This is a genomic window from Marinilactibacillus piezotolerans, assembly GCF_900114235.1.
Lineage (GTDB): Bacteria > Bacillota > Bacilli > Lactobacillales > Carnobacteriaceae_A > Marinilactibacillus > Marinilactibacillus piezotolerans.
This window is the reverse complement of the sequence record NZ_FOSJ01000002.1, coordinates 1-12,536: the sequence shown is the minus strand read 5'-3', so window position 1 is coordinate 12,536 and position 12,536 is coordinate 1. Positions and strand designations below refer to the sequence as shown.

Genomic DNA, 12,536 nt, shown 5'->3' with positions numbered 1-12,536 from the left:
ATTTTGTCTGCTTTTGATCAAGCTGTTACGACTTTAAAAAATAAAGGATATAAAACTACTGGAAAACGCCAAAAAATATTAGAATTATTATTTAATCATGATAAATATATGACTGCTAAGGAAGTACAAGATAGCCTGAAAGGGCTATTCCCTGGAATTAGTCCAGATACGATTTATAGAAATCTAAATACTTTTGTGGATCTAGCAATAGTAGAAGAGACTGAGTTGAATGGCGAAAAACTGTTTCGTTTCAGTTGTGAGATGCACGGTCATCACCATCATCACTTTATTTGTACAAATTGCGGAAGAACAGTGCCTCTTGAGAACTGTCCAATCGATATGTTTTCAGATCAATTACCCGGCTGTAAAGTGACTGCCCACAGATTTGAACTTTTTGGAATCTGCAGTAACTGCATGGCAAGTTAAGTTCAGAAGGAATAATTTAATCTAACAGGTAAGAAATCAATTTTTATAAAAATTTAATTTTTTTACTTCTAACGGTTGACGTAAAAATGCTTGTTGTATATAATGAGCAAGAACTGTTTTTATACATCAGCTATGTATATGAAATCAGTTACATCATTTATTGATAGGGAAGACCAATTGTGAGGAATTATTTTATTAAACAAATGGAACTCCCTGAACGTACGAGGGGAGGGGAAGAACGATGACTAAAACAGATATCAAGAAAGGTGAGAGTCTTGATGATGCTCTTCGTCGCTTCAAACGTTCCGTTTCTAAAACTGGCACTTTAAAAGAAGCCCGTAAACGTGAATACTATGAAAAGCCAAGTGTTAAACGTAAAAAGAAATCTGAGGAAGCAAGAAAACGTAAAAACAAGAAATTTTAATTTACGTATTGCTTTTGAACAAAAAATATAATACCACTTTTCTTTAAAGAAGGTGAACTATTTGACAGTGTTAGAAGAACTTAATCAAGATATGAAAGTTGCGATGAAAGCTAAAGATCGCGAAAGCCTTACTACGATTCGTATGTTAAAATCTGCTTTGCAAAATGAACAAATCAACAAAGGAGACGAATTGACTGAAGATGAAGAGTTAACGGTGCTTGCTCGTGAGAAAAAGCAAAGAGTCGAATCTCTTAATGAGTTTAAAGATGCAGATCGTAAAGATCTAGTTGAAAAACTTGAAAAAGAACTTTCAATTGTTGACCAATATCTTCCTGAGCAGTTATCTGAACAAGAAATTTTTCAAATTGTTCGTGATACAGTTGAACAGACAGGTGCTGACTCTATGAAAGATATGGGCAAAGTAATGGGTGCTGTCTTGCCTAAAGTTAAAGGAAAAGCAGACGGTAGTCTTGTTAGCTCGATTGTAAAACAAGAATTAAGCAAATAAAGATTAGAGGGAGTTGAGATCACGGATCTCGCTGCCTCTTTTTTTGTGATATCTTTATATTTATTGGCTTAAAATAATTATGTTTTCTGATAGTACTTTAATAAGTTTTAAATGTTGTAAATAGCTATTATACTTGTATTTATAGAGATTATTTACTTTTTATGCTATGATTTATAGGAAGTATAAAAACTTAACTAAACTAAACCTTTCAAAGGAGTTGGCATTTGTTTGACTGACAATGCACAAAAAAAGATTCGTATCTTTGATAATTCAGAAAAAGCTATCGCCTTATTTGGTGCTCAAAATAATCATCTTAAGCTACTCGAAGAAGAGTTATCAGTATCTATCAGCAGCCGCGGCAGCCAGATAGAAATCACAGGTGAAACACAAGCGGTTGAACAAGCTGATGGTATTTTAAGTGAGTTAGAGCATCTAATCAATAAGGGAAATAGAATCAAGCGCTCTGATATTTTGTCTGCTATTCGTATGGCACAGCAAGGTAAACTCTCACAATTTTTAAAAATGTATGAAGAAGAAATCGGCAAAGATAGAGATGGACGTCCTATACGAATAAAAAACGTTGGTCAAAGAAACTATGTTCATTCCGTCAAAAATAATGATATTGTATTAGGAATTGGTCCTGCCGGAACTGGTAAGACTTACGTGGCTGTTGCGTTGGCAGTCGCTGCTATGAGAAAAGGAGACGTTAAAAGAATTATTTTGACAAGACCTGCAGTAGAAGCTGGAGAAAAACTAGGATTCTTACCAGGTGACCTCAAAGAAAAGGTTGATCCTTATCTACGACCTCTTTATGACGCTCTTTATAATATTTTTGGAACTGAGCATACAAATCGATTAATGGATAGAGAAGTAATTGAAGTCGCTCCTCTTGCCTATATGAGAGGAAGAACTTTAGATGATGCATTCGTCATCTTGGATGAAGCTCAAAATACTACAGTCCCACAGATGAAAATGTTTTTGACAAGACTTGGTTTTGGATCAAAAATGATTATTAATGGTGATAAAACTCAAATTGATTTACCGGCAGGTACAACGAGTGGCTTAATTCATGCTGAACGGGTACTAAAAGGAATCCCTGGAATTGGACATGTACACTTTGAAGCAGAGGATGTAATCAGACACCCTCTTGTTGCCAAAGTAATTAAAGCTTATGAAAAAGAAACGGATTTGAAAAAATAATGGAAATCTTATTATATGATGAAACGAATCGATTAAAAAAATCAGAGAAAAAATTGATTGATGAAATTCTAGAATTTGCAGCTGAGAAGTTATCCTTGGAAGAGGATGCTGAGATTTCAGTAACGATAGTCGATAATAATAGAATTCAAGAAATCAATAAAACTTATCGTAATAAAGATTATGCAACAGATGTCATTAGCTTCGCGATGGAAGATGAAACGGAAGATGACTGGTTAATCTCAGATGAAGATGAAATTGATTTACCCCGAGTGTTAGGAGATCTTTTTATTTCAATCGATAAAACAGCAGAACAAGCAGAAGATTATGGACATTCATTTGAACGTGAACTGGGGTTTCTCGTTGTGCACGGACTGCTGCATCTTAATGGATACGATCATATGACTGAAACAGAGGAAAAAGAAATGTTTACTTTACAAGAAAAAATCTTGAAGGAGTATGGACTTGAGCGATAAAAATCAGCTGCCACATAAAAATAGACAATATAGCGACTCTTTTCGTTATGCATTTGAAGGAATCAAAACAACCTTCCAGGAAGAACGGAATATGCGTACTCATGTGCTAGCGGGAGTACTAGCATTATTACTCGGTATTGTTCTTTCATTATCTATAACAGAGTGGCTCTGGATCGTTTTATCTTCATTTCTAGTTTTTGTCATGGAAATTCTGAATACAGTCATTGAGAATTTAGTAGATCTTGTAACGGAAGAATATCATCCTTTAGCAAAGAAAGTAAAAGACATGGCAGCAGGTGCAGTATTGAGTACAACCATATTTGCTGTAGTGACTGGACTACTTATATTTGCACCTAAAATCATTAAGTTATTTTCTTAAGAAAGGTTGCTACTTATGAATGAAAATCAAGAAATAAAGCTAATAAGAACTGCTACAGATATGCTTGAGCGAGCATATGTTCCTTATTCAAAATTCCCAGTAGGGGCATCATTATTAACAAAAGAAGGTACGGTCTATTCAGGATGCAATATTGAAAATGCTTCTTTTGGACTTACAAACTGTGCTGAAAGAACAGCAATTTTCAAAGCAGTTTCAGAAGGCGAGAAAAATTTCGAATACTTGGTTGTAACGGGAGATACAGATGGACCAATATCCCCTTGCGGAGCTTGTAGACAAGTTATGGCTGAATTTTTTTCTCCTGAAATGAAAGTACTTCTTACAAATAGAAAAGGGCAGAAACAGGAAACAACTGTACAAGAGTTACTTCCTGGTGCCTTTACATCAAAGGATATGGTTTAATATGTCAGAAGAACAAGTATTTAAATCTGGTTTTGTTTCACTTATCGGAAGACCTAATGTTGGTAAATCAACGTTGTTGAATCGAATTATCGGACAGAAAATTGCGATTATGAGTGAAAAAGCTCAGACTACTAGAAATAAAATCCAAGGAATCCATACAACGGATAAAGAACAAATTGTTTTTATTGATACTCCAGGAATTCATAAACCGAAACATCGTCTGGGAGATTTCATGGTTGATTCTGCATTAAGTACATTCAACGAAGTAGATGTTATCTTATTCTTAGTAAATGTTGCTGAAAAACGCGGCCCCGGAGATAACTTTATTATTGAAAAACTGACACATATTTCAACCCCTGTATTTCTTGTATTGAATAAGATTGATCAAGTACATCCAGATGAGCTATTACCGATTATAGAAGATTATCAGAAACAATATGATTTTGATGAAATCATTCCTATTTCAGCGATTGAAGGAAATAATGTAGATCGTCTTTTAAAGGTTGTAAATGGATATTTAGAAGAAGGTCCTCAGTATTATCCTGAAGATCAGGTATCTGACCATCCAGAATATTTTATCGTCTCAGAACTTATACGGGAAAAAGTACTTGAAATGACTAGAGAAGAAGTCCCTCATTCAGTTGCAGTTGTTGTCGAGAGAATGCAGCGTGATGAATATGATAAGGTAAAAGTAGATGCTACGATTATTGTGGAGCGTAAAAGTCAAAAAGGAATTATTATCGGTAAAGGCGGTAAAATGCTGAAAGAAATCGGTACTCGAGCTAGAAAAGACATCGAAGCACTGCTTGGTGATAAAATTTATCTAGAAACATGGGTTAAAGTCCAGAATGACTGGCGAGATAAACAGACCTATCTGCAAGATTATGGCTATAAGAATGAAGATTATTAAAAAGATTATTCCAGTAAATAATCCACTAGTTATCTAATTTATTTAACGAATTGTATGAAATTAAAGCAAGTATTCCAGACGTTTTCTATTTTAAAGAGAACGTCTATTACTTTTTTTGGAGGAATCTTATGGCTCATCTAGAGGAAGTCGAAGGCATCGTAATATCCGTTAGAAAGCATAGAGAACGAGATTTTCTTGTTAAAATATTTACTGATCGATATGGTAAAATGATGTTCTTTGTTAGAGGTACAAAAAATCCTAATAATAAACTGAAACGGGCAATTCAGCTATTTTCTCATGGAACATATATTGCAGATATAAGGGATCAAGGTCTGAGTTTTTTAAGAGACGCAAAAGATATAGCGCCTTATTCACAAGTTCAACTTGATATTTTTAAGAATGCCTATGCCACTTATGCTTGTGGATTGGCTGATGCTGCATTAGTAGATCGAGTTCCAGACTTTAATTTATTTACCCAGTTAAAAGAAGGCTTGAATCTAATGGATGAATTAGAGGAACCTGAAGTTATCTTAAATATCCTGGAAATCAGATTTCTTAGATACTTTGGAGTAATGCCGGAACTTCGAGGTTGTGTTATCTGTGGAAAAACAGAAGGTGCATTTGATTATTCTAGTAAATTTCATGGATTATTATGTCCAGAACATTATTTTGAAGATGAAAGACGTTATCACGCCAATCCTAAAGCAATTCACTTCATCCGTTTGTTTTCCGTTATTTCCTTTGATAAAATAGGAACCATATCGATTTCAGAACAGACAAAGAAAGATATAAGGTATGTAATCGATATGCTTTATGAAGAACTAGTCGGTTTAAAGTTAAAGAGCAAACGATTCATTGATCATATGCATGAATGGGACGGAGTGTTGAAAAGGCCAGAAGAATGATCTGCTTCTTTCTTCCATGCTGATTACTTTTTAAAAAGGAGAAATAGTAGTGGATACCATTTTTATGCTAATTTTCTTTATACTTTTTGCGAGCGCAATCTATAAAATGATTAATCAAATCAGAACAATTGTAATCAGACAGCAAGTTACATCATTGATGAAATGTCTGCAGCCATTAATTATTCTATTATTTTTAGCTATTTCTTGGTTTGGTTCTGCGCCTTTTTTAGGGTACATATTGTCCTTAACTGCTGCTGTTATGTTAATTTTATCCTTGTATAACAAAGGGTTCACCAAAGACGGTATTATCCCCAATATGCCTGGTAGCTACTTACATGGACTTTTAAGCAGAAAGTTCTCGTTTGAAAAAACTTCTGACTGGTTAATGATTGAAAAGAAAAATAAAATTAAAGTTCGTTTCACAAATAATCACTATAAATCCGTCTATTATATCGATTTTCCTTTAGCCGAGAAAGAAAATGTCATTCAATTTGTTGAACTGCATAACGAGATCATTGATATTGAACCTTATAAATGAAAGGAACAGTCAGTTTGATGATTCTATTATTCAAAATTATACTACTGGTCTTTGCAGTAATGTTACTGGCGCAATATTTGTATCAAAAGAAAAAAATAGTGATACGAACAAATTTTTTTAAATCAGGAATACTTTTTCAACTATTACTCGTAAGTTTTATCCTTTATTCTACTTTTCTTGACTACATCATAGCTATACTATGGATTTTCATCTGTCTTTTGCCTTTGAATAGTAGAGGATTGACTCAAAATGGTCTTTATCACGATAAGCAGAAAACTTATGGCAGTATCTTCATCAGCAGTGAAGTTCCCTTTGAAGAAACCAGAAACTGGGAACTTTATGAAAAAAGACGATGTTAAAATGTCTAGTTACCGTTGGAGAAGACCCCGGCACAGGTATACATTTTTATCTTGAAATAAAGATAAACACAGATTTCTCGAACTAATTGAGAGTAAGGGATTCTATGTTAAAGTTCACTAACTCATGATTGACTTTCTATTTAGTTCGTGTAAGATAGAATTTAACAAATGAAAAGCACAATGAAAGAAAGAGTAAAAATGTTCAGTCTTTTATAGCGAGTTCGGAATAGTGAAAGCCGAGTGAGATGACATTTTGAAAGGCATCTGGAGTGCAAAATCAAAGCGCTGATTTAGTTAAAGGCTGAATCGGAAGTAGGGTGGAACCGCGAGAAAACTCGTCCCTATACTGGTAGATTCTATCAGTATAGGGACGAGTTTTTATATTTTACAGAATAGAAAAAGAAAAGAGGAATAATGATGAAAAAAACTTTAACGTTTCAAGAAATCATCTTAACGCTGCAACAATACTGGTCAGAACAAGGATGCATGCTGATGCAGGCTTACGATACTGAAAAAGGCGCAGGTACCATGAGCCCTTATACTTTTTTGAGAGCAATTGGCCCTGAACCATGGAACGCGGCATATGTAGAACCATCTAGGAGACCGGCTGATGGACGTTATGGAGAAAATCCCAATCGTCTTTACCAGCATCATCAGTTCCAAGTTGTAATGAAACCTTCTCCAAATAATATACAAGAATTGTATTTGAAAAGTTTAGAAATTTTAGGCATTGATCCATTAGAACATGATATCCGCTTTGTAGAAGATAACTGGGAAAATCCCTCCCTTGGCTGCGCAGGACTTGGTTGGGAAGTCTGGTTAGATGGAATGGAAGTTACACAGTTTACCTACTTCCAGCAAGTTGGAGGCTTAGAAGTAGATGCTGTTACCAGTGAGCTGACATATGGATTAGAAAGACTAGCTTCTTACATCCAAAGTGTTGAAAGTGTCTATGATATTGAATGGGCACCTGGTGTTAAATACGGAGAAATCTTTAAACAGCCAGAATATGAACAGTCAGCTTATGCGTTCGATTATAGTAATCAAGAGATGCTATTCAACCATTTTAAAGATTATGAAACAGAAGCACATGCTTTAATTGAAAAAGGATTAGCTCATCCAGCTTATGATTGTGTATTAAAATGTAGCCACACGTTTAACCTTTTAGATGCAAGAGGAGCTGTTTCTGCTACTGAACGTCCTGACTTTTTAAGACGTATCCGTAAAATGGCTCATAGTATTGCTAAAGCATTTGTATTGGAACGTGCGAAATTAGGATTCCCTTTATTAAATGAAGGCAAAAGCCAGACATGGATAGAACAATATATTAATAAGGAGGAAAAATAATATGAACCATACATTTTTATTAGAAATCGGCTTAGAAGAAATGCCGGCTAAAATCATCGAACCTTCCGTTGAACAATTAAAAAATAACGTCGAATCTTTTTTAAATGAAATGAAGTTATCTTTCGAATCGATTAAACTATTTTCAACCCCAAGAAGATTAGCTTTAATGATTGAAGGTCTGGCTGAAATCCAACCAGATGATGTGCAAATGGTCAAAGGACCTGCAAAAAAAATTGCACAAGATGCTGAAGGGAATTGGTCAAAAGCTGCAGTCGGCTTTACTAAAGGACAAGGAGCATCTACTGATGACATTGTATTTAAAGAAGTCAAAGGCGTGGAATATATCTTTATAGAAAAATTTACAAAAGGGAAAAAGGCTGTAGAAGTATTGCCAGGAATCGTTGAATGTATTATTTCAATGAACTTCCCGGTCAGCATGAAGTGGAGCACACACTCTTATAGATTTATTCGTCCAATACATTGGGTAGTTGCTATGCTGGATCAGGAAATTGTGCCTTTAGAAGTTTTCAATGTACGCTCGGGTTCAACTACTCAAGGTCACCGATTTTTAGGAAAAGAAATACAACTGACGCATGCGTCAGAATATGAACATATCCTAGAAAAGCAAAATGTGATTGCAGACCGTAATAAAAGAAAATCTAAGATAGTAAATCAGATTACTGATCTTTGTCAGGAGAAAGGGTGGAAAGTCCCACTTGATAACGAAGAACTATTAAATGAGGTAACTGATTTAGTAGAATTCCCTACTACGTTCTTTGGTTCATTCAACGAAGATTATCTTCAAGTGCCTGAAGCTGCTCTAGAAGTATCAATGGCAGACCATCAGAGATATTTCCCAGTAAGAAAGCAGGATGACACACAAGCATTTCTACCTTATTTTATTGCTGTCCGTAATGGTTCAGAAGAACAAATTGAAACTGTTATAAAAGGTAATGAAAAAGTTCTGGCAGCTCGTTTAGCTGATGCAAAATTCTTCTATCTAGAAGATCAGAAGAGTTCAATTGATGCGTGTGTGGATAAATTAAAACGAGTATCTTTTCATGAAAAACTTGGTTCTCTATACGATAAGCAAGAACGTGTTAGTGTGATAGCACAAATTTTAGCGAATGAATTTGATTTATCTAAACAAGAAAAAGATGCACTTAATAGAGCAAGCGAGATTTTTAAATTCGATCTTGTAACGAATACAGTCATTGAATTCACTAAATTACAAGGAAAAATCGGAGCAATACTAGCTAAAGAAAAAGGAGAAAAAGAATTAGTAGGGGATGCTATTTCTGAACAATACCTGCCTTCTTCTGCTACTAGTGAACTCCCATCCACAACAGTCGGTACGGTTTTATCTTTAGCAGACAAATTAGATACTTTAATCATGTTCTTTGCAATCGGTCAAGTACCAACTGGTTCAAATGATCCTTTTGCATTGAGAAGACAAGCAATGGGCATTGTGCGGATAATTGAAAATTCCGGTCGCCATTTCTCACTGAAAAATTTAATGAATCAGATAGAAGAATCTTTGAATATCAATGTTGAATTAAAAGCTGGTGTTGCTCAGAATCAAACTTTGGTACTGCAGTTCATTAAGGACCGTATAGATCAGCAGATGCAAATCTCTAATGAATCAGGAGGGATTCCTTTTGATATTAGACAGGCCGTTTTAAAAGCAGACCAGGATGATATTGTCTTTACTTTTGATGCAGCATTAACTTTGAACAAATATAAAGATACTGCTGATTATAAAGCAACTATCGAATCACTTACACGTGTTTCAAATTTAGCCGACAAAGCATCTGAAGAGATCTTAGTTAATGAAGAATTATTTGAAAAAGATTCTGAAAAGGATTTGTATCTTTCTGTTAAACAAACTGAAAATATATTTAACAACACTATTGATTCAAACAAAAGATATCAAGCTTTAAAAGAATTAAGTCCAATAATTGATACCTTTTTTGAAGAAAATATGGTTATGGCAGATGATGAAAAAATCAAAAAAAATCGTTTAGCTATGCTTAAATCTATTAATGATCTATTAATGACATTTGCTGATTTAAGCCAGCTGTTAATTAAATAGTACTGTTAGACTTTAAGAGCAGAGTGAATTCACTCTGCTCTTGAAGATTATTTCAAGGATTATTCTTGATCAGATGTGACAGTTTGTCATGATAAATTATATTGGAGGTATTGAAGTGCTTAAAAAATTTTTTAATTATTATCGACCCTATAAATGGTTGTTTACTCTAGATTTCACTTCGGCAATTATTGTTGCTATTTTAGAGTTAGCTTTTCCGATTATTGTTCAGCGGGTGATTGATTCAATTTTGCCTACTGAAGAGTGGCCAATGATCGTATGGGTATCCATTGGCTTGTTATCTATATATGTATTAAATACTATTTTACAATTTATTGTTACTTATTATGGACATAGATTAGGTACGAATATAGAAACGGATATGCGCCAGGACTTATATAAACATATTCAGAAACAATCATTCAAATACTTTGATAATAGAGAAACAGGAAAGCTCATTACTCGACTGACATCTGATTTATTTGAAATTGCTGAGGTTGCTCACCATGGGCCCGAAGATATATTTATTACTGTTTTTACTTTACTTGGCGCTTTTGGCTTGATGCTAACCGTACATGTTCGTCTTGCAGTGATGACATTTATACTTGTTCCATTAATTGCTGTTGCAGTTATAATTTTCAATAAAAAAATGACCTATGTGAATAATAGGATCTACGATGACCTTGCCGGCTTTAGTGCGGGTATAGAAGCTTCTGTAGGAGGTATTCGAGTCGTACAGGCTTTCGCCAACGAAGACTATGAAGATAAGCGTTTCGGATCATTAAACGAAGCATATAAACGTTCAAAGTACTATTTTATAAAATGATGGGGTTAAGTAGTTCATACAATTATCTGCTCATGCGTTTGATTAGCTTGTTTGCAATGTTCTTTGGTGCTTATTACACGATCCAAGGCGAATTAACATACGGTGATTTTGTAGCATTCATTTTATTTGCCAACATTCTGGTTCGTTTGAATTTACCCAAAATTTTATGATTTCCTGAACGGTGACAAAAGCCCGAGGTATACACATGTGGAAAACATGGTATCCTCGGGCTTTTGAGCAGTCCACAGCTTAAATCTGTGGACTAATTTCATCCTGTTATCTGTTATAATTGAATCACTACAAAACAAAAAAACAAAACAGGAACTGAGGTTATTTTACCATGAATTCTACAGAAATTTATCAAACAAAGCGAAGTTTAATCACTTTTTTAGAAAAACTGACCGAAGGTCTTTCTAAACCACGAAAGAAATTTTACAGTGATATTTTATATGGCATGTCTAAGGCTCAAAATACCCTGTTATCAGATATTGCACGAGCGTTAGAAGAAAATATTGACTTGCAGTACACCATTAAACGCTTATCTCGTAATGCTTCTGAAGAGAATGACTTGAAAGAGCTCCATCATAATTATTTAAATGGCTTAAGAACATCTATACCGGATAACCCTTTGGTTATCGTTGATGAATCAGAAATTGTTAAACCTTATGCCGAAAAGATGGAACATTTAGCTTTAGTCCGTGATGGGTCAAAGAATGTTTTAGAGAAAGGCTATCCTACAATCAATTTTTCAATGGCTACACTGAAAACGAAACATCCCTTGCCTCTGTATAATCATTTGTATTCTTCCAAGGAGAAAGATTTTCACAGTCAAAATATTGAAATAGCCAAAGGCTTTAATACAGTCACTTCGTTTTTAGGAAAGAAAAAGGCTACTTTCGTTATGGATCGTGGTTATGACACCAATACGATATATGAGTATGTCCAAGATATCGGCCATCACTTCATTACGCGACTAAAGGATAATCGTTATTTACTACATAGAAATCGTCGCGTGAAAGTCCCTGACTTAGCGCATCGTCGGAAAGGAAAAATCAACTTTAAGACGGAAATTCAAGGTGATGAATATAAATTAAAGGTTAGTCATATTAAAGTTAAGTTGCCTGTGTTAAAAGATTCCCCTCTTAATATGGTTGTTGTCTATGGCTATGGCGAAAAGCCAATGAAACTATTAACGAATCACTCCATCAATGGGAAGGACGATGTCCTTCGAATTCTGAAAAGTTATATTACTCGCTGGCGAATTGAAGAACTCTTTCGTGTTCAAAAGGAAGAGTTTCAATTAGAAAAAACGCGAACAATGACGGTCAGTTCATTACGCATTCTGTATACACTGATGAATTGTCTTGTTGGGCATTATTCGTTGGCCATTGAAAAGAGTAACTACCATACACAAACAGTCTTAGCACGGGCACGACCTTCAAACAAACGAAAGAAAATAAAGTTCTATCTTTATCGGTTCATACGAGGTATCTCTAAAATCCTCTCGTTTGATACGGTAGGTATCAGATACTTTTACAAAGTAGAAAAGCGTTCGAATCAGTTATCTTTACTGTGAATGAATAAACTGAATAATTTTTTAAAACGCGCATATGGGCGTTTTATTTGCATGGCTATTTTTAAACATAATTGCTAAAAATGAGGAATTAACGAATACAGGTTTTCTAATTACATGCAATAGTGGATATTTAATGTAAAAAGGGTAAATTCAAAT

General features: G+C 34.6%; 13 protein-coding genes and 1 pseudogene. All 14 read left to right on the top strand.

From position 1 onward, the window contains the following. Positions 1–3: 3 nt before the first annotated feature. The 14 genes and pseudogenes from BM212_RS00910 to BM212_RS00840 all read left to right on the top strand — a co-directional run bounded on the left by BM212_RS00910 (position 4) and on the right by BM212_RS00840 (position 12,380). On the top strand, positions 4–426 hold the full coding sequence (locus BM212_RS00910) for a Fur family transcriptional regulator (RefSeq protein ID WP_072694956.1): 423 nt from the start codon (positions 4–6) through the stop codon (positions 424–426). 241 nt (positions 427–667) lie between these two features. Continuing rightward, entirely contained in the window at positions 668–850 is a 183-nt protein-coding gene (gene rpsU, locus BM212_RS00905) for a 30S ribosomal protein S21 (RefSeq protein WP_072694955.1), read from the top strand. A gap of 61 nt (positions 851–911) precedes the next feature. Next, the gene (locus tag BM212_RS00900; RefSeq protein WP_072694954.1) at positions 912–1,358 is read left to right on the top strand and encodes a GatB/YqeY domain-containing protein; all 447 of its coding nucleotides are present in this window, start codon (positions 912–914) and stop codon (positions 1,356–1,358) included. 228 nt (positions 1,359–1,586) lie between these two features. Further along, entirely contained in the window at positions 1,587–2,558 is a 972-nt protein-coding gene (locus BM212_RS00895; protein WP_072694953.1) for a PhoH family protein, read from the top strand. Further along, entirely contained in the window at positions 2,558–3,031 is a 474-nt protein-coding gene (gene ybeY / locus BM212_RS00890) for an rRNA maturation RNase YbeY (protein ID WP_091895375.1), read from the top strand. Before BM212_RS00895 ends, ybeY begins: the two co-directional genes overlap by 1 nt. Further along, the gene (locus tag BM212_RS00885) at positions 3,015–3,410 is read left to right on the top strand and encodes a diacylglycerol kinase family protein (protein WP_091895373.1); all 396 of its coding nucleotides are present in this window, start codon (positions 3,015–3,017) and stop codon (positions 3,408–3,410) included. The genes ybeY and BM212_RS00885 overlap by 17 nt, the downstream gene beginning before the upstream one ends. A gap of 15 nt (positions 3,411–3,425) precedes the next feature. Continuing rightward, positions 3,426–3,830 carry a cytidine deaminase gene (locus BM212_RS00880; protein ID WP_072694950.1) on the top strand — a complete coding sequence of 135 codons (405 nt, stop codon included), beginning with the start codon at positions 3,426–3,428 and terminating at the stop codon, positions 3,828–3,830. Position 3,831: 1 nt separating this feature from the next. Beyond that, complete coding sequence (era, locus tag BM212_RS00875; RefSeq protein WP_072694949.1) at positions 3,832–4,740, top strand: GTPase Era; 909 nt, start codon at positions 3,832–3,834, stop codon at positions 4,738–4,740. Between the two features lie 128 nt (positions 4,741–4,868). After that, positions 4,869–5,645, top strand: a complete 777-nt coding sequence (gene recO / locus BM212_RS00870; RefSeq protein WP_072694948.1) for a DNA repair protein RecO — start codon at positions 4,869–4,871, stop codon at positions 5,643–5,645. A gap of 49 nt (positions 5,646–5,694) precedes the next feature. After that, the gene (locus BM212_RS00865) at positions 5,695–6,183 is read left to right on the top strand and encodes a hypothetical protein (protein WP_072694947.1); all 489 of its coding nucleotides are present in this window, start codon (positions 5,695–5,697) and stop codon (positions 6,181–6,183) included. A 776-nt stretch (positions 6,184–6,959) separates the two neighbouring features. After that, positions 6,960–7,889, top strand: coding sequence for a glycine--tRNA ligase subunit alpha (gene glyQ, locus BM212_RS00855; protein ID WP_072694945.1), 930 nt, complete (start codon positions 6,960–6,962; stop codon positions 7,887–7,889). Between the two features lies 1 nt (position 7,890). Beyond that, positions 7,891–9,981, top strand: coding sequence for a glycine--tRNA ligase subunit beta (glyS, locus tag BM212_RS00850; protein WP_072694944.1), 2,091 nt, complete (start codon positions 7,891–7,893; stop codon positions 9,979–9,981). Between the two features lie 115 nt (positions 9,982–10,096). After that, positions 10,097–10,950: pseudogene (locus tag BM212_RS00845) on the top strand (ABC transporter transmembrane domain-containing protein); the annotation flags it as partial. 194 nt (positions 10,951–11,144) lie between these two features. Then, complete coding sequence (locus tag BM212_RS00840) at positions 11,145–12,380, top strand: transposase (protein ID WP_091895368.1); 1,236 nt, start codon at positions 11,145–11,147, stop codon at positions 12,378–12,380. Positions 12,381–12,536: the final 156 nt, after the last annotated feature.